Source organism: Crenobacter intestini (assembly GCF_004919095.1).
Classification (GTDB): Bacteria; Pseudomonadota; Gammaproteobacteria; order Burkholderiales; family Chromobacteriaceae; genus Craterilacuibacter; species Craterilacuibacter intestini.
Genome location: NZ_STGJ01000001.1, coordinates 176761 through 194121, shown reverse-complemented (window position 1 = coordinate 194121; position 17361 = coordinate 176761). Strand labels below are relative to the sequence as shown.

Genomic DNA, 17361 nt, shown 5'->3' with positions numbered 1-17361 from the left:
AACAGGAGATAGGACAAATGAACGACTGGATCAGGGTGTGTACGGTAGAGGAAATCCCGGCGCAGGGCGCACGCGTGCTCAGGCAGGCGGGGGACATCGACATCGCGGTGTTCCGCACCGCGGCCGACGAGGTGTTCGCGTTGCGTGACCGTTGCCCGCACAAGGGCGGCCCGCTCTCGCAAGGTCTGGTGCACGGCAAAACCGTCACCTGTCCGCTGCACAGCTGGACGATTGAGCTTGACACCGGCAACGTGCGCGCGCCGGACACCGGCTGCGCCGGCCACCTGCCGGTGCGCGTCGAGGCGGGCGAGGTGTTCGTCCGGTTGGGCCGCCGCCATGGCTAGCGAAGACGGCGGGATCGGCAGGACGGTCGCGTCGGTGTGCTGCTACTGCGGCACCGGCTGCGGGGTCAGCCTCACGGTGAAGGACGGGCAGCTTGCCGCCGTGGACGGGGACGCGTCCCACCCGGCCAACTTCGGCCGCCTGTGCAGCAAGGGGCGCACCCTCGGGCTGACCGTGCGGCGCGACGAGGCGCGGGTGCTGTCGGCGCAGCTGCGCAGGACGCGCGGCGCGCCGCTTTTGGCTGTGCCGCTCACCACCGCGCTCGATGCAGCCGCGGACAGGCTCGCCGACATCATCCGGCGCGACGGACCGGACGCGGTGGCGTTTTACCTGTCGGGCCAGTTGCTGACCGAAGACTATGTGGTGTTCAACCAGCTGGCGCGGGGCCTGGTCGGCACCCGCCATATCGACAGCAATTCGCGGCTTTGCATGTCGAGCGCGGTGTCGGCGTACAAGGCGTCGTTCGGCGCCGACGCGCCGCCTTGCAGCTACGAGGACCTGGATTTCGCCGACTGCGTGCTGATCGCCGGCGCCAATCCGGCGTACGCACACCCGGTGCTGTTCAGGCGGCTGGAAGAGGCGAAGGCGCGCCGCCCCGGCATGAAGGTGGTCGTCATCGATCCCAGGCGCACCGATAGCGCGGAACTGGCCGACCTGCACCTGGCCATCGCGCCGGGCACCGACGTCGTGCTGTTTCACGCGATGCTGAACCAGCTGGTCTGGGATGGCCTCATCGACGAGGCGTATGTCGAGCGCCACTGCGAGGGTTATCTGGAAGCCAAGTCGCGGGTGCGCGAATTCACCCCCGAGCTCGCCGCCGGCGTGTGCGGGTTGGCCGCGGCCGACATCGTCCAGGCCGCGCGCTGGTTCGGCGAGGCGGGCGCGGCGCTGTCGCTCTACACCATGGGTCTCAACCAGTCGGCCGCCGGCGTCGACAAGAACCGCGCGCTGATCAACCTGCACCTCGCCTGCGGCCAGCTGGGCAAGCCCGGCGCCGGCCCCTTCTCGCTGACCGGCCAGCCCAACGCGATGGGCGGGCGCGAAGCCGGCGCGATGGCGACGCTGCTGCCCGGCCACCGCGACCCGGACAACGCGGTGCACCGCGCCGAGGTCGCCGCTGCGTGGGGGGTTGCGTCGCTGCCCGCGGGCCCGGGGCTGACCGCGGTCGAACTCTTCGACGCGGTGGGCGCCGGGCGCGTGAAGGCGGTGTGGATCGCGGCGACCAACCCGGCGGCCAGCCTGCCCGAGCAGGCGAAGGTGCGCGCGGCGCTTCAGAAGGCGGAGCTGGTGATCGTCTCCGAGGCGTTCGCCGGCACCGACACCCTCGCGTTCGCCGACATCGTGCTGCCGGCGGCGACCTGGCCGGAGAAGGACGGCACGCTGACCAACAGCGAGCGGCGCGTCTCGCGGGTACGCGCGGCCTTGCCGCCGCCGGGCGACGCGCAGGCGGACTGGCAGCTCGCCTGCGCCGTCGGCACGCGGCTGGCCGCGCGCATCGCGCCGGAGCGTGCGCATCTCTTCGCCTACACGGCGCCGGCCGACATCTTCGCCGGACACGCGGCGCTGACCGCCGGGCGCGACCTCGACTATTCGGCGTTAAGCCATGCGCTGATCGACGCGCAAGGCCCGCAGCAGTGGCCGTTCCGGCAGGGGGCGGGGCAGGTGCGGCTGTACACGGACGGCGTGTTCGCCACTGAAGGCGGCCGTGCGCGCTTCGCCGCGCCGGCCTACACGCCGGTGGCCGACGTGGTCAACGCGCATTTTCCGCTGCGCCTGACCAGCGGCCGGCTGCGTGACCAGTGGCATACCGCGGCGCGCACCTCATTGGCGGCGCCCCTGTTGCGCCACGTCGAGGCGCCCGCGCTGTCGATGAACCCGGCCGACCTTGCGCGCCTCAGGCTCGCGCCCGGCGCACTCGCCCGCGTGCGCTCGCGCCGCGGCGAACTGGTGCTGCCGGTGGCCGCCGAGGAGGCCGTGCGCGCCGGCCACGCCTTTGTCCCCATGCACTGGGGACGCGCGTGGATGGCGGGGGACGGCGTCAATGTATTGATGAATGGCGCGCTCGACCCGATGTCGCGCCAGCCCGAACTCAAGCACGCCGCGGTCGCGGTGACGCCGGCGAACCTTGGCTGGCAGGCCGAGGCCTTCGTCGCCGGCGACGCGCCGCTGTTGCGCGGGCGGCTCGCGCACTGGCTCGGGGCGTTCCCCTTCGCGCAGCTGGTGGCGGTCGCCGACGCGGGCGGCGGGGTGTGGCTGCGCGTGGCGGCGCAACAGGCGCCCGACGCGGCGCTGCTCTCCGGGCTTGCGCGCGACTTCGGCGTAACCGACGCCGACCTGAAACTGGACGACGCCGCGCGCGGCGTGCTGCGCCGGGTCGCGCTGGATGCGGGGCGGCCCCGTGCCTGGCTGCTGTGCGGCGACACCCGCGCGCGCGACGCGCTGCGTGACTGGGCCGACGGCGGCGCGGCGCCGCAAAGCGCGGCGGCCCTGTTCGGCGCGGCGACGGGCGCGCGAGGCCGCGTGGTATGCGCGTGCATGGGGGTGCGCGAGGACGCGATCGACGCGGCGATCGGCCGTGGCGCCGACCTGGCGGGCCTGAAACAGGAACTGGGTTGCGGCACCGGCTGTGGCTCGTGCGTGCCGGAAATCAATGGGCGGCTGAACAGGGTGTGTGCCGTGTAAGAGTGTGTTCACGCTCTCGCGAGCGAGGGCGAGGCAAGGTGAAAACGGCTGAGAAAGCAGAATGTACAGCTTGTACATGAGCATTTCGAAACCGTTTTCAACGCCGTATCGGTGATGCACAGCAGATCGTGAACAGGCTCTGAGGGCAAGGAGGCAGGACATGGGACAGGGAAAGGTTTGGCTGGTGGGCGCGGGGCCTGGGGACGCCGAGTGGCTGACGCTGAAGGCGGCGCGCGTGCTCGCCGCGTGCGAGGTGTGGCTCATCGACGACTTGGTCGACAAGAGCGTGCTTGAGCTTGCCGGGCCTCAGACCCGCGTCGTGCGGGTGGGCAAGCGCGGCGGCTGCAAGAGCACGCCGCAGGCCTTCATCCTGCGCCTGATGTTGCGTTACGCGCGGCAGGGGCGCTCGGTCGCCCGCGTCAAGGGGGGCGACCCCTTCGTGTTCGGTCGCGGCGGCGAGGAATGGGCGTGGCTGGCCGAACGCGGCGTGGAGGTCGACGCGGTGGCGGGCGTCAGCGCCGGGCTTGCCCTGGGCGCGGCGCTGGGTCTGCCGCTGACGCACAGGCAGACGGCACGCGGCGTCGCGCTGGTGACCGCGCACACCACCGACGGCACGCGTCCCAACTGGCAGGCGCTCGCACAAAGCGCGCTGACGCTGGTCATCTATATGGGGATGCAGGACATCGCGGCGCTGCAGGCAGAGTTGCAGGACGCGGGGCTGCCCGAGCACACGCCAGTGCTGGTCGCCGAGCGGGTCGGCTGTGCCGGCCCGCGTTCGCGCGCCATGGTGCTGGGCACGCTTGCACGCTCCGTGCGTGAGGCGGGCCTGGCGAGCCCCGCGCTGGTGGTGGTCGGCGAAGTGGCCGCGCTGGCAGCACGGCTGGGGCAGGCGGCGGCCGACCGGCGCTGCGCGTAGCATCCTGTCACGCAAGAGGGGCGATCGGGCAAGGAAGCGGCCGGTCAGACGGTGTGCACTTGGGTACACACCGCCTGGCCGGCCGATTTACTGCCGCCGCAGGGAAGGGGCTTAGCGCGCCGGTGGCGGCGTATTGAGCATGGCCGCGCGGTCGACCCAAGTGCCGCCGAACACCAGGTAGAGCTTGGCCGCGTCGCCGAGCTGGCTGGTGCGCGCCTGTGCCTGGCTGATCTCGGCCGCGTACAGCTGGCGGCGGGCGTCGAGCACGGTCAGGTAGGGCGCGAGGCCACCGTCGTACTGCAGCCAGGCAAGGTCTGCGTACTCCTTGCTGCTGCGCGTGAGCGCCACTTCCGACGCGAGCTTGCGCCCGTCCGCGCTGTACTGGCTCAGCGCATTCTCGACGTCGGCGAATGCCTGCTGCACGGTCTTCAGATACGTCTGCTCCGCAGCGCGCTTCTTCGCCTCGGCGCTGCGCACCTGGCCGAGCGTCGAGCCGCCGGAGAACACCGTGCCGGCCACCGCGGCGCCGACGCCCCAGATCGAGGTGCCGCCCTTGAAGAGGTCGCTCAGCGCGAGGCTGACGTTGCCCGCGTTGCCGGTCAGGCTGATGGTCGGGAAGAACTGCGCGCGGGCGACGCCGATCTGTGCGTTGGCCGCCACCAGTTGCCGCTCGGCCTCCAGGATGTCCGGCCGCTGGGTGAGCAGGGACGACGGCAGTGCCGCCGGTACCTGCGGCAGCGTCAGCGCGTCGATATCCTTGCCGCGTTTGATCGGGCCGGGGTTGCGCCCGAGCAGGAGGCTCAGCGCGTTCTCGCTCTGCGCGATCGACGCCTCCAAGGGCGGGATCGCCGAAAGCGCCTGCTGGTACTGGCTCTTCACCTGTTCGACGTTGATGCGCGCGACCGCGCCGTAACGGAACTGCAGCTCGAAGAGCTTGACCGTCTCCTCGTAGCTTTGCGCGGTGCGCCGGGTGATCTCGAGCTGGCGGTCCAGCCCGCGCAGTTGCAGATAGCCCTGCACCACGGTGCCGGTCACGCTCAGGAGCACCCCGCGGCGCGCCTGTTCGCTCGCGGCAAGCTGTGCCTTGGCCGCCTCTCGCTGCCGGCGCAAACCGCCCCACAGGTCAATCTCCCAGCTGGCGTTGCCGAGGAACTGGTAGCTGTCGGAGCTGCTGCTGTCGCCGGCGAGCCTTTGCGTAGAGGTCACCCCTCGCTGGCCGTTCAGCTGGTAACCCAGTTGCGGGTAGAGTGCGGCCGACGCCGTCGTCAGTTGCCCGGCGGCGGCCTCGACGTTGGCCAGCGCAATCGCGAGGTCGCGGTTGTTACGCAAGGCCTCGTCGACGTAGGCGTCGAGCACCGGGTCGCCGAAGGCGCGCCACCAGGCGTCGTCCAGTACCGCCGCCTGCGCGTCCTTGGGCAGGCCGCTGAAGGCTTGCGGAGTGTCAATGGCCGGCTGGCGGTAGTCGGGGCCGACCGCGCAGCCTGAGACCAGCGCGAAGAGGGTCAGGTAGGCGATGTTCTTCATGGCTGGCCCTCCTTGTGGCCGGCGGTAGCCGGCTCGGGCGTTTCGCTAGCCTTGTCTTTACCTTTCTCGCGCCAGCGCTCGAACAGATAGTAGAAAAGCGGCACGAAAATCAGTGCGAGTGTCGAGAGCAAGATCATGCCGCCGACGATGCCGGTGCCGATCGAATGCCGCGAGTTGGCGCCACTACCGGTGGCGAGCGCCAGGGGCAGTGTGCCGAAGATGAACGCGAGCGAGGTCATGATGATCGCGCGCAGGCGAAGCTCGCCCGCGTCGACCGCTGCCTCGACCAGGCTCTTGCCGGCCTGGCGCTGGATCACCGCGAATTCGACGATCAGGATCGCGTTCTTGGCGGCCAGACCCACCAGCACCAACAGGCCGATCTGCATGTAGACGTCGTTGTCCAGCCCACGCAGCCAGGTGGCGAGCAAGGCGCCCAACAGGCCGAACGGCACTGCCGAAATCACCGCCGCCGGCAACGCCCAAGACTCGAACATCGCGGCGAGGATCAGGAACACCATCAGCATGCCCAGCACGAAGATGAAGATCGAGTCGTTGCCCGAGGTGGTCTCCGAGTACGACAGGCCGCTCCACGCGTAGCTGTAGCTGGAGGGAAGTGCCTCGGCAGCGGTTTCCTCAAGCGCCTTGATCGCCTGCCCCGAGCTGTAGCCGGGCGCCGGCGAGCCGGTTACCTGTACCGCCGGGAAACTGTTGAAGTGCGACATCAGCGCCGGGCCGTTGGTGAAGCGCGTGTTCACCAGTGCCGAGAGCGGCACCATGTCGCCGCTTTGCGAGCGGGTATACACATGCGCGATGTCCTCGGGCGTCTGCCGGAACTTGGCGTCGGACTGCAGGGTGACGTCCCACACCCGGCTGAACTGGTTGAACTGGCTGGCCCGCAGCGAGCCGAACTGCGCCTGCAGGGTGGACAGCACGTCGTTCACCGGTACGCCGATCAGGTTGCTGCGCGCGCGGTCGATGGTCACCTTCAGTTGCGGGCTGTTGGCGTTGAAGGTGCTGGTCATGCGGCCAAGTTCCGGCCGCTTGGACGCCGCCTGGATGAAGCGCTGCACGGTCGCCTGCATCTGCTCGGGGCCGTCGGTGCCGCGGTTCTGGATCCAGAGCTCGAACCCGCCTTGCGTGCCGATGCCGGGGATGGGCGGCGGCACGATGGGGATCACCGTGCCCGCAGTCATCGACTGTGCCTGCGCGCCGATCTTGCCAGAGACTGCAAACACCGATTCATCTTCTCCGCTGCGTTCGCTGAATGGTTTGAGGCCGATGAAGGCGGTCGCCGCGTTCGACTTGACCTGGCCGTCGAGCAGACTGAAGCCGTCGATCAGTGTGTTGAACTGGACAGCGGGCTGGTCACGGATGATCTTGTCCATTTCTTCGCCGGCTTTGGTCGTACGCTGCAGGCTGGCCGCTTCCGGCATGATCAGTGCGGCCATCATGTAGCCTTGGTCTTCCTGCGGCACGAAGCTGGTCGGCACCGTGCGGAACAGCTGCCACAGCCCGACCAGCATCACGGCAAGGCACAGCAGGGAAAAGAACGCCTTGCGGATCACCAGGTGTGACAGCCGGCCGTAGGACTTGGTGGTGCGCTCGAAGAAGCGGTTGAACGCGGCGAACGGGCCCTTGGTCGGCGGTGGGGTGCGCTTGAGCAGCAGCGCGCACAGCATCGGGGTGAGGGTCAGCGCCGAGATGCCCGACACCAGCACGCCACTGGCGATGGTCGCCGCGAACTGCTTGTAGAGCTGGCCGGTGGTGCCCGAGATGAACAGCGCCGGGATGAACACCGCCGAGAGCACCAGCGTCATGCTGATCACCGCGCCGGAGACTTCCTCCATCGACGCGATCGCCGCCTCCTTGGGCGTCATCTCCGGGTGGTCGTGCATCATCTTCTCGACGTTCTCGATTACCACGATCGCGTCGTCGACCACCAGACCGATCGCCAGCACCAGTCCGAACAGCGTGAGCAGGTTGATCGAGAAGCCCAGCGCGTAAAGGCCGATAAAGCCGCCCAGTAGCGACACCACGATGGCGACGCCGGCGATCAGCGTCGCGCGCAGGTTCTGCAGGAACAGGTAGATCACCACGATGACGAGCACCATTGCCTCGATCAGCGTCTTGACCACCTCCTTGATCGAGTCGCGCACGAAGTCGGTGGTGTCCAGCGCGATGTTGTATTGCATCCCCTGTGGAAAGTTTGCTTTAAGGCCTTCAAGCGTATTTCGGACCGCGTCAGAAACATCTAGTGCGTTGGCACCTGGCGCGAGGTAGATACCGATCGCCGAAGTCGGCTTGCCGTTGAAGTAGCTAGAGCTGTTGTAGTACTGGCGGCCCACCTCAACACGCGCGACGTCCTTCAGGCGCACCACCGCGTTGCCATCCTGCGAGGCCTTGAGGATCATGTCCTCGTAGACGGATAGGTCGGAGAATGCGCCGTCGGTGACCACCGGGAAGGTCATCTGCACCTCGCCCTCGCTCGGTGCCTGGCCGATCTGGCCGGCGCCGACCAGCGCGTTCTGCGAGGAGACCGCGTTCTTCACGTCGGTGGTGGTAACGCCGAGCGACGCCATGTTGCGCGGATTCAGCCAGATGCGGATCGCCTGGTTGGGCGTGCCGAACAGCGAGGCCTGGCCGGCGCCAGGCACGCGTTTGATCGCGTCCAGGATGTTGACGTTGGTGTAGTTGTCCAGCTGCTGCGCGTTCATCTTGCCGCTCTGGTCGGTGATGGTCAGTACCATCAGGATGCTCGACGACTTTTTCTGCACCGACACCCCGTTCTGGGTGACAATTTGCGGCAGTTGCGGCGTGGCGAGGTTGACCCGGTTCTGCACCTGCACCTGCGCGATGTCCGGGTCGGTCGCCAGGTCGAAGTACGCACTGATGGTGACGTTGCCGCTGGAGGAGCTGCTGGAGCTCATGTAGAGCAGGTTGTCGACACCGGTGATCTGCTGTTCGATCGGCGCGGCGACGGTCTGCGCGGCGGTCTGCGCGTCGGCGCCGGGATAGTTGGCGGTGACCTGCACCTGTACCGGCGCGATGGTCGGGTACTGCTCGATCGGCAGGCCGGACATCGCCAGCACGCCGATCAGCGAGATCACGATCGACACCACCGCCGCGAAGATCGGCCGTTCGATAAAGAAGCGGGAGAACATGGTTATCCTCCCGGGTTCAGGGTTGGGTGGCGGCCGGGGCAAGGCCCAGCTCGGCGTTGACTTGCGCGTCGCTCAAGGGCTTGATCTTGAGCGGGGTGTCCGGGCGCAAGGTGGCGACGCCGTCGACGACCACCTGCTCGCCGGGTTTCAGCCCGCTCTCGATGAACCAGCCCTTGTCTTGCCACGGGCCGACCTCGACCGTGCGGTACTCCGACTTGCCGCCCTTGCCGACCACCCACACGTAGTTGCTGCCCGCACCCTGTTGGACGACCTTTTGCGGGACGAGGATCGCGTTGGGGCGGGTGGCGCCGGTCAGGCGGATGTTCACGTACTGGTTGGGCATCAACACGCCGTCCGGGTTGGGGACCGACGCGCGGACCATGAAGGTGCCGGTGTCGCTGTTGTAGAAGGGCGACGCGAAGGTGATCTTGCCGGTCTGCCCGTACTGCTGGCCTTCGCCGAGCAGGATCTCGGCGTTGAACACGCCGCCGGGCGGCGTCTTGAGCAGGCCCTTGCGCGCGGCGGCGTCCAGACTCTGACGTTGGCTCTCGGACATGCTGAAGTTCACCCACATCGGCGAGAGCGTCGCCACCGTCGTCATCTTGCTGTTGGTCGCGCTGATATAGGTGCCGACCGACGGGATCGCCATGCCCGACACCCCGTCGACCGGCGAGGTGATCACCGTGTAGCTGAGGTTGAGCTCGGCCTGCGTCACCGCCGCCTCGGCCTGCTTCACGCTGGCCATCGCCTGCTGGTAAGTGCCGGTCGCGTTGTCTAGGTCGGCCTGCGCCGCTGCGCCCCTCGGGGTCAGCTCCTGGTAGCGCTTGAGGGTGAGCCGTGCCGTCTCCAGCGCCGCCTGGCTATTGGCCAGTTGCGCGCGCGCGGAATCGAGCGCGGCCTTGAACGGGCGCTGGTCGAGCACGAACAGCGTCTGCCCCTTCTTCACGCGGCCGCCTTCGGTGTACTGCTTGCTGTCGAGATACCCTGCGACCCGCGCGTTGATATCGACGTTCTGCGAGCTCTCGACCCGCGCGACGTAGGTGAAGCTGACCGGCACGTCGCGCGCGGCGACCTTCATCGCGGTCACGGCGGTTGCCGCCTGTTGTGGAGGCGCCTGCTCCTTGCCGCAGCCGCTGACGGCGATGGCCAGCAAGAGCAAGGGCAGGGTGCTGCCGGCCTGCGCAAGTCGCAATTCTGTTTTTGGTTTCATGCCCGCTCCTGAGGGTCGGTCGATCGGATGCCGGCCGCGTTGCACGCCGGCTACACTACGAACATCGTGCCGACCAGCTGGTCTGGCACTGAGATCCGGGGGCCGCCTGCGTGGAAGCGCAGACGGCCCTTTTTATCTTTACACCCTAGTGCAAGCGGGCAAGATTGCACGCTGCGTATGCATTGGAGGTGGCTTGTCGACGGGGCGTGGCAGGGAGCGGGTGCGGCGGGATGGCCCGCATCATGCTGCGGGGGTATTCACACGAAATAAAATCGGGTACATTCACCCGCATGGATTCAAACGTTCGTTTGGAACGCGCAATTAGAACGATCAATCTAAAAACTGGTGGAAATACTCTAGGGCTCTGGTAGTATCGCATTGCCTTGCAATATGCGGGCAACATAGGCAAACAACATCAAAGTCGCACACAGAGGGACACACACATGAAGCTCAAGCACCTCAGCCTGTCCGTGATGCTGATCGGAGCCACTTCCACCGTTTTCGCTTCCGGCTACCACTTCGGTACCCAGTCGGTCAGCTCGCAGTCGACTGCCAACGCGAGCGCCGCCGAGGCGTCCGACGCGTCGACCATCTTCTACAACGCCGCTGGCATGACCAAGCTGGAAGGCACCAATTTCTCCGGCGCGCTCAATGTTGTCGCCCCGAGCGTTAAGTACAGCAATGCCAAGGGTACCTACCCAAGTGGGGTTGCGATCAAGGGGTCTACCGACGGCAAGTTGACCGACGATGTCGTTCCGGTTGCCCACCTCTACCTGACTCAGCAGCTCAATGACAAAGTGACGGCGGGTCTCGGTATCTACGTGCCTTTCGCATCGAAAACTGAGTATCAGCGAGACTCCGTGCTTCGTTACAACCTGAACGAAACCGAACTCAAGACAATCGACATCAATCCGACTATCGCGTTCAAGCTGAATGACCAGCACTCGGTGGCCGTAGGTGTGGTGGCGCAGTATGCGGAAGCCAAACTGCGTCAATACGCAAACTTCGGTGCGCGCGTGCCTGCTCTTGCTGGCGCGTTGGGCTTGACGCTGCCCCCGCTGCCTCCCGGCATGACTACCGATGGCACGGCTGATGGCTACGCGACGGTCAAGGGCGATGACTGGGGCTTCGGTTTTAATCTGGCCTGGCTGTGGGACATCAATGATAACGCTCGCGTAGGTGTGAACTATCGTTCGGCCGTGAAACATACGCTGGAGGGTAATGCCCAATGGACGTTACCATCCAATGTGGTCATCGGTGGAAAACCGGTCTTGACACCTACGCAGGCTGCGCAGGCGCAAGCCACGTTGCGTAAGCTCGGCTACGCTGCTGACGAGTCTGCCAAAGTTGACATCAAGACTCCCGAATCGCTGTCGCTGCACGGCATGTACAAGTTTGATCCGAAGTGGACCGGCTTTGCAGATCTGACCTGGACCCGCCACTCACAGTTTGACCGGGCAGAGATCGTGTACGGCAACGCTAAGCCCGGTCCTGGTGGACTGACGCCGAATACGAACAAGACGATTTTGACTCCGTCCTGGCGTAACACCTACAAGGTGTCGCTAGGGGGTGCCTACGATTACAGCGAGCCGCTGCAACTGCGTGCTGGTATCGCCTACGACAAGACCCCAGTGCCGTCGGAAGACAAGCGTCTCGCGACCATGCCTGACAACGACCGTATCTGGTTCTCGTTTGGAGGCAACTACAAACTGAACAAGGCCTCTTCGATCGATGCGGCGTACAGCTTCATCAAGATCCGTGACGGCTCGGCCAAGGTCAACGGCTACTGCGGTGGTTCGGTGCCTGGCCAAGTTAACTGCGTCTCCAGCTACACCAAGGGCTCCGCTGACTACAAAGCCTACGCCAACATCCTTGGCGTGCAGTACAACTACCGCTTCTAAGTCCCCTCCGGTGGATTTGGGAGCGTGAGTTCTCGGGGTGGGGCGCCGCAAGGCGGCCCACCCTCAGATGCAAGACGGCCCTGGAGGGGCGCCGTCTGATGATTGTTGTGTTTCAACCAACGAGGAAACCATGTCTCAATCCAAATTCATCGTACGCAAGGTCGCCGTGCTCGGCGCCGGCGTGATGGGCGCGCAGATCGCTGCCCATCTCGTGAACGCCAAGGTGCCGACCGTGCTGTTCGACCTGCCGGCGAAAGAAGGCGACAAGAACGGCATCGTACTCAAGGCCGTCGACGCGTTGAAGAAGCAGAAGCCGTCCCCGTTGTCGAACAAGGAAGCCGTGCTGCACATCACGCCGGCCAACTACGAAGACCACCTGCACCTCCTGAAGGACTGCGACCTGGTGATCGAGGCGATCGCCGAGCGCGCCGACTGGAAAGCCGACCTCTACCGCAAGGTCGCACCGCACCTGGGCGAACACACCATCTTCGCCACCAATACCTCCGGCCTGAGCATCAACATGCTCGCCGACGCCTGCCCGGAAAGCGTCCGTCCGCGCTTCTGCGGCGTGCACTTCTTCAACCCGCCGCGCTACATGCACCTGGTCGAGATCATCCCGTGCGTGACCAGCGAGGCAGGCATGCTCGACAACCTCGAGCGCTTCCTGGTGACCACCCTTGGCAAGGGCGTGATCCGTGCCAAGGACACCCCGAACTTCGTCGCCAACCGCATCGGCGTGTTCTCGATGCTGGCGACCATCGCCAACGCCGAAAAATTCGGCATCCGCTTTGACGTGGTCGACGACCTGACCGGCCCGCGCCTGGGCCGCCCGAAGTCCGCCACCTTCCGTACCGCCGACGTGGTCGGCCTCGACACCTTCGCCCATGTGGTCAAGACCATGGACGATACGCTGCCGGCCGACCCGTGGCACCCGCTCTTCAAGTCGCCCGAGTGGCTGCAGAAGCTGATCGCCGACGGCGCGCTGGGCGCCAAGGCCAAGCGCGGCATCTACAAGAAGGACGGCAAGATGATGCTGGTGTTCGACCCCGCTGCGGGCGAATACGTGGCAGGCGGCCAGAAGGGCGACGACGCGGTTAAGGAAATCCTGAAGATTTCCAACCCGGCCGAGAAATTCAAGAAGTTGCGCGAAAGCAGCCACCCGCAGGCACAGTTCCTGTGGGCGTGCTTCCGCGATGTGTTCCACTACATCGGCTTCCACCTGGCCGACATCGCCAACTGCGCGCGCGACGTCGACTTCGCGATCCGCTGGGGCTTCGGCTGGAGCGTCGGCCCGTTCGAGACCTGGCAGGGCGCCGGCTGGCAGCAGATCGCCGCTTGGGTGGCCGAAGACATCGCCGCAGGCAAGTCGCTGGGTAACGCGCCGCTGCCGGCCTGGGTGCTGGAAGGCGACCGTGCGGGTGTCCACTTCGACGCGGGTTCGTTCGACGCCGCCTCCGGCAAGCTGGTCGGCCGCTCGCAGCTTGACGTCTACGCACGCCAGCTCGCACCTGCCAAGGTGCTGGGCGAAACCAACGCGCCGCTGGGCGAGACCGTGTTCGAGAACGCCGGCGTGCGCGCGTTCACCACCGGGGACGACGTGCTGGTGGTGTCGTTCAAGTCCAAGGCACACGCGATCGGCCCGGACGTGATCGACGGCCTGAACGCCGCGCTCGACATCGCCGAAGACCGCTTCAAGGCGCTGGTGATCTGGCAGACCGAAGAGCCGTTCTCGGTCGGCGCCGACCTCGCCTCGATGATGCCGGCCTTCATGATGGGCGACTGGGACGCGATCGAGAACGCGGTGACCCGCTTCCAGGCCATGTCGATGCGCCTGCGCTACAGCCAGGTGCCGGTGGTCGCGGCGACCCAGGGTTACGTGTTCGGCGGCGGCTGCGAATTCGTGCTGCACGCGGACCGCGTGGTGTCGCACCTCGAGAGCTATATCGGCCTCGTCGAAGTCGGCGTCGGCCTGCTGCCGGGTGGCGGCGGCTGCAAGGAATTCGCGATGCGCGCGGCTGCCGAGGCGCGCGGCGACATCCTGTCCGCGCTGAAGGAATACTTCATGACCATCGCCATGGCCAAGGTCGCCACCAGCGCCGCCGAGGCGCAGGAAATGGGCTTCCTGAAGAAGGCCGACGTGGTGGTGTTCAACGCGTTCGAACTGCTGTTCGTCGCCAAGAGCGAAGCGCTGGCGCTCGCCAACGCAGGCTACCGCCCGCCGCTCAAGAGCAAGGGCTTCCCGGTGGCCGGCCGCGCCGGTGCCGCGTCGATCAAGGGCCAGCTCGTCAACATGCTGGAAGGCCGCTTCATCTCCGAGCACGACTACTTCATCTCCGGCCTGATCGCCGACGTGATGTGTGGCGGCGACGTGGAGCAGGGTACGCTGGTCGACGAGCAGTGGCTGCTGGGCCTCGAGCGCAAGGCGTTCATCACGCTCCTGAAGCACCCGAAGACGCAGGCGCGCATCGCTAACATGCTGACCACCGGCAAGCCGCTGCGCAACTGACGCGACGCTCGCAACGCATAGACAGACTTAAAGCGGCAGGGCGGCCGGCCACGAGGGGCCGCCCGGCGCGCCAGACGCGCACCGCAGGAGAAAACAAGGTATGACCAAGCAAGTACAAGAAGCGTATATCGTCGCCGCCACCCGCACCCCGGTGGGCAAGGCGCCGCGCGGCATGATGCGCAACGTGCGCCCGGACGACATGCTCGCGCATGTGATCCGTAGCGCCATGGCGCAGGTGCCGGAACTCGACCCGGCGCTGGTCGCCGACGTGGTGACCGGCTGCGCGTTCCCGGAAGCCGAGCAGGGCCTCAACATGGCGCGTATCGGCGCGCTGCTGGCTGGCCTGCCGGACACCGTCGGCGGCATCACCATCAACCGCTACTGCTCATCCGGCATCAACGCCGTGCAGATGGCGGCCGACCGCATCCGCCTGGGTGAAGCCGACGTGGTGATCGCCAGCGGTTCCGAGTCGATGTCGATGGTGCCGATGATGGGCAACAAGGTGTCGCTCAACCCGGAAATCTTCGCCCGCGACGAAAACCTGGCCATCGCCTACGGCATGGGCCTGACCGCCGAGAAGGTTGCCCAGCAGTGGGGCATCTCGCGTGAAGACCAGGACGCGTTCGCCGTCGAATCGCACCGCCGCGCCATCGCCGCCATCGAGTCCGGCGCGTTCAAGGCCGAGATAAGCCCGCTGACCGCGACCTACCGCACCCCGAACCTCGAGACCGGCGAAGTCATCGTCAAGACCCGCGTGCTCGACACCGACGAAGGCCCGCGCGAGGGCACCTCGATCGAGGGCCTGGCCAAGCTGAAAACCGTGTTCGACGCCAAGGGTTCGGTCACCGCCGGCAACAGCTCGCAGATGTCCGACGGCGCAGGCGCCGTGGTGCTGGTCTCCGAGAAGGTGCTCAAGCAATTCAACCTGACCCCGCTCGCGCGTTACGTGACCTTCTCGGTCAAGGGCGTGCCGCCGGCGATCATGGGCATCGGCCCGAAAGAGGCGATCCCCGCCGCGCTGCGCCAGGCCGGCATCTCGCTCGCCGACATCAAGTGGATGGAGCTGAACGAGGCGTTCGCCGCACAGGCGCTGGCGGTTGCGCGTGACCTGGAGCTCGACATGAGCGTGGTCAACCCGCACGGCGGCGCGATCGCCCTGGGTCACCCGCTGGGCGCCACCGGCGCGATCCGCGCGGCGACCCTGGTGCACGGCATGCGCGGCCGCGGCGAAACGGGTTACGGCATGGTCACCATGTGCATCGGCACCGGCATGGGCGCCGCAGGCATCCTCGAGATCCTGTAAGCCTGACTCTATGTGCCGGTTCAGCCGGTGCTCCCGTAAAGCCCCCGGCCTTGGTCGGGGGCTTTTGTTGGCGGGTACCCTTGAGCAAAGTCATGTGGCTTGCAGAAAGAGGCGGGCGATGGAGGCTGACGCGTGGGGCGATTTCAGTTACGACCATCTCGGCCGTAAGACAGTTGCTGGTGAGGATGCCGTGGGCGCGACGGCTGGGTTGTTGCAAATAAGTAACAAGAAATTTCTGTCGCCTACATAGGCAAAACTGTGCGCAGCGCACCGCTGACGTGCGTAAGCCCTTGTATCGTTGGCTTTGCGGTGTTCAGGGGCGGCCACGGGTAATCACCCTTTTCCTGCTCGCCTAGGAGTAACCTACCATGCGGGTGTTTCATGCGTACGAAGTTCAGCCTGGCGAAGTAAAATCCAAATTGGGTGATTGGCTATTGCCATAAAAAGGGGCGCATAGGCTGGGGGCAACATGAAAAACGGATTTACCCTGATCGAGATGATGATCACGGTCGCGATCATCGGCATTCTCGCTGCGATCGCATGGCCAGCGTATACGGATTATCTGGTCAGGGGGCGCATCAGCGAGGCGCACGGCATCCTGTCGACCTGGCGGGTTCGTCTCGACCAGTTCTATCAGGACAACCGGCACTACGGTTCGAGTGCAAACGCTTGCGGTGTATCAGAAGCGATACCCGCCAACTCTCCCTTTACCTACAGCTGTAACTGGGGTGCAGTCGGAACCAACCAGGGCTTCACAGTCACCGCCACTGGCACTGCCGGCGGCGTAATGGCTGGCTACACCTTCACGATCGATCAGACCGGCACCAGGGCAACTACCGCGTTCCCGGGCTTGTCCGGCAGCGCAGCATGCTGGTTTACCAGCAATGGACAGACATCATGCTGAGGCGTTTTGCCGGTTTCACGCTGGTCGAGGCAATGGTCAGCGTGGTCATCCTGTCCATCCTCGCCGCGCTGGCCTTGCCGTCATTCAACCAGATGGTCGCCAACTTCCGGGTTCGCACGGCGGCCGAAGCGATGCTGAACGGACTGAAACTTGCGCGCTCCGAAGCGGTGCGCCGCAATGCGCAGGTCAGTTTTACCGCCAGCGGTACTGGTTGGACTGTCGCACAAGTCGCGCCGGCGGCAACCCTGCAGACACGTCCGGCCGCAGAAGGCGGGCGCGGACTGACGACGAGTTATGCCGGCGGAAATACTGCCGTGACTTTCCAGGCAAACGGGCGGGTGCTAGCCGGTGCGGCATTGACCGAGATCACCGTTTCCTCCGCTGTCACGGGGGCCGATACGCTGAGGGTGAATCTCGGGCTGGGTGGTTTGGCCCGTCTGTGCAACCCGGCAATCACCGCTGCCAACGATCCGCGAGGCTGCTGATGGCTGTATTTCATTCCAGACAACGTGGCGTGTCGCTGATCGAAGCGCTGGTCGCTATCTTGCTGTTTTCGCTGGGCGTACTTGGTCTGATCGCACTGCAGGGGCGTGCGGTCTACTTGAGTTCGGATGCCAAATACCGGGCCGATGCGGCTTTTCTGGCCGACAGCCTGATCGGCCACATTGCGGTAGCTGATCAAAGCAACCTCGACGTTTTCGCGACGCCAGCAGCCAGCGGGACGATCACCGGCGATTGGGTGGCTGAAGTGGTGGCGACCCTGCCAAATGCCACAGCGCAGACACAGACGGTTGCCGTCAATAAGGCAGCGCGCGAGGTCACGGTCACCCTGCAGTGGCGGTCAAACCCGAATGAAGACCCGCCGCGCAAACATCAAGTCATTACCGTGCTGCCACCGCAATAAAACCAGGG

At 65.9% G+C, this 17361-nt stretch carries 12 protein-coding genes; 9 read left to right on the top strand and 3 right to left on the bottom strand.

Annotated elements, in window-relative coordinates; genetic code table 11:
- The first annotated feature begins 17 nt into the window (after positions 1–17).
- From nirD to cobA, 3 genes are all read left to right on the top strand, one after another.
- A complete protein-coding gene (gene nirD / locus E5K04_RS00880; protein WP_136551012.1) occupies positions 18–344 on the top strand; it encodes a nitrite reductase small subunit NirD in 327 nt (108 codons plus the stop codon).
- Positions 337–3024 carry a nitrate reductase gene (locus E5K04_RS00875; RefSeq protein ID WP_136551011.1) on the top strand — a complete coding sequence of 896 codons (2688 nt, stop codon included), beginning with the start codon at positions 337–339 and terminating at the stop codon, positions 3022–3024. Before nirD ends, E5K04_RS00875 begins: the two co-directional genes overlap by 8 nt.
- 160 nt (positions 3025–3184) lie before the next feature.
- The gene (gene cobA / locus E5K04_RS00870) at positions 3185–3940 is read left to right on the top strand and encodes a uroporphyrinogen-III C-methyltransferase (RefSeq protein WP_136551010.1); all 756 of its coding nucleotides are present in this window, start codon (positions 3185–3187) and stop codon (positions 3938–3940) included.
- Between the two features lie 111 nt (positions 3941–4051).
- On the opposite strand, the gene E5K04_RS00865 is transcribed toward cobA, so the two are convergent.
- From E5K04_RS00865 to E5K04_RS00855, 3 genes are read right to left on the bottom strand one after another with little or no spacing between them, the layout of a single operon-like run.
- Positions 4052–5464, bottom strand: coding sequence for an efflux transporter outer membrane subunit (locus E5K04_RS00865; protein ID WP_136551009.1), 1413 nt, complete (start codon positions 5462–5464; stop codon positions 4052–4054).
- On the bottom strand, positions 5461–8625 hold the full coding sequence (locus E5K04_RS00860; RefSeq protein WP_136551008.1) for an efflux RND transporter permease subunit: 3165 nt from the start codon (positions 8623–8625) through the stop codon (positions 5461–5463). The genes E5K04_RS00865 and E5K04_RS00860 overlap by 4 nt, the downstream gene beginning before the upstream one ends.
- Before the next feature lie 16 nt (positions 8626–8641).
- Positions 8642–9835 (bottom strand): efflux RND transporter periplasmic adaptor subunit, encoded by a 1194-nt coding sequence (locus tag E5K04_RS00855; RefSeq protein ID WP_136551007.1) that lies wholly within the window; start codon positions 9833–9835, stop codon positions 8642–8644.
- Positions 9836–10278: 443 nt separating this feature from the next.
- Between E5K04_RS00855 and E5K04_RS00850 the strand changes: the two genes are divergently transcribed.
- The 6 genes from E5K04_RS00850 (at position 10279) to pilV (ending at position 17353) form a co-directional block, all read left to right on the top strand.
- Complete coding sequence (locus E5K04_RS00850; RefSeq protein WP_136551006.1) at positions 10279–11736, top strand: OmpP1/FadL family transporter; 1458 nt, start codon at positions 10279–10281, stop codon at positions 11734–11736.
- Between the two features lie 130 nt (positions 11737–11866).
- The gene (locus E5K04_RS00845) at positions 11867–14242 is read left to right on the top strand and encodes a 3-hydroxyacyl-CoA dehydrogenase/enoyl-CoA hydratase family protein (protein WP_136551005.1); all 2376 of its coding nucleotides are present in this window, start codon (positions 11867–11869) and stop codon (positions 14240–14242) included.
- Positions 14243–14342: 100 nt separating this feature from the next.
- Positions 14343–15545 (top strand): acetyl-CoA C-acyltransferase, encoded by a 1203-nt coding sequence (locus tag E5K04_RS00840; RefSeq protein WP_136551004.1) that lies wholly within the window; start codon positions 14343–14345, stop codon positions 15543–15545.
- A gap of 469 nt (positions 15546–16014) precedes the next feature.
- A complete protein-coding gene (locus E5K04_RS00835) occupies positions 16015–16449 on the top strand; it encodes a type IV pilin protein (RefSeq protein WP_136551003.1) in 435 nt (144 codons plus the stop codon).
- Positions 16413–16934 carry a GspH/FimT family pseudopilin gene (locus E5K04_RS00830; protein WP_136551002.1) on the top strand — a complete coding sequence of 174 codons (522 nt, stop codon included), beginning with the start codon at positions 16413–16415 and terminating at the stop codon, positions 16932–16934. The genes E5K04_RS00835 and E5K04_RS00830 overlap by 37 nt, the downstream gene beginning before the upstream one ends.
- The gene (gene pilV, locus E5K04_RS00825; RefSeq protein ID WP_136551001.1) at positions 16934–17353 is read left to right on the top strand and encodes a type IV pilus modification protein PilV; all 420 of its coding nucleotides are present in this window, start codon (positions 16934–16936) and stop codon (positions 17351–17353) included. Before E5K04_RS00830 ends, pilV begins: the two co-directional genes overlap by 1 nt.
- Positions 17354–17361: the final 8 nt, after the last annotated feature.

What these genes read in the sequence shown, in the direction of transcription:
- nirD (WP_136551012.1), top strand. Translation starts at nt 18, where the DNA reads ATGAACGACTGGATCAGGGTGTGTACGGTAGAGGAAATCCCGGCGCAG.
- E5K04_RS00875 (WP_136551011.1), top strand. Translation starts at nt 337, where the DNA reads ATGGCTAGCGAAGACGGCGGGATCGGCAGGACGGTCGCGTCGGTGTGC.
- cobA (WP_136551010.1), top strand. Translation starts at nt 3,185, where the DNA reads ATGGGACAGGGAAAGGTTTGGCTGGTGGGCGCGGGGCCTGGGGACGCC.
- E5K04_RS00865 (WP_136551009.1), bottom strand. Translation starts at nt 5,464, where the DNA reads ATGAAGAACATCGCCTACCTGACCCTCTTCGCGCTGGTCTCAGGCTGC.
- E5K04_RS00860 (WP_136551008.1), bottom strand. Translation starts at nt 8,625, where the DNA reads ATGTTCTCCCGCTTCTTTATCGAACGGCCGATCTTCGCGGCGGTGGTG.
- E5K04_RS00855 (WP_136551007.1), bottom strand. Translation starts at nt 9,835, where the DNA reads ATGAAACCAAAAACAGAATTGCGACTTGCGCAGGCCGGCAGCACCCTG.
- E5K04_RS00850 (WP_136551006.1), top strand. Translation starts at nt 10,279, where the DNA reads ATGAAGCTCAAGCACCTCAGCCTGTCCGTGATGCTGATCGGAGCCACT.
- E5K04_RS00845 (WP_136551005.1), top strand. Translation starts at nt 11,867, where the DNA reads ATGTCTCAATCCAAATTCATCGTACGCAAGGTCGCCGTGCTCGGCGCC.
- E5K04_RS00840 (WP_136551004.1), top strand. Translation starts at nt 14,343, where the DNA reads ATGACCAAGCAAGTACAAGAAGCGTATATCGTCGCCGCCACCCGCACC.
- E5K04_RS00835 (WP_136551003.1), top strand. Translation starts at nt 16,015, where the DNA reads ATGAAAAACGGATTTACCCTGATCGAGATGATGATCACGGTCGCGATC.
- E5K04_RS00830 (WP_136551002.1), top strand. Translation starts at nt 16,413, where the DNA reads ATGCTGGTTTACCAGCAATGGACAGACATCATGCTGAGGCGTTTTGCC.
- pilV (WP_136551001.1), top strand. Translation starts at nt 16,934, where the DNA reads ATGGCTGTATTTCATTCCAGACAACGTGGCGTGTCGCTGATCGAAGCG.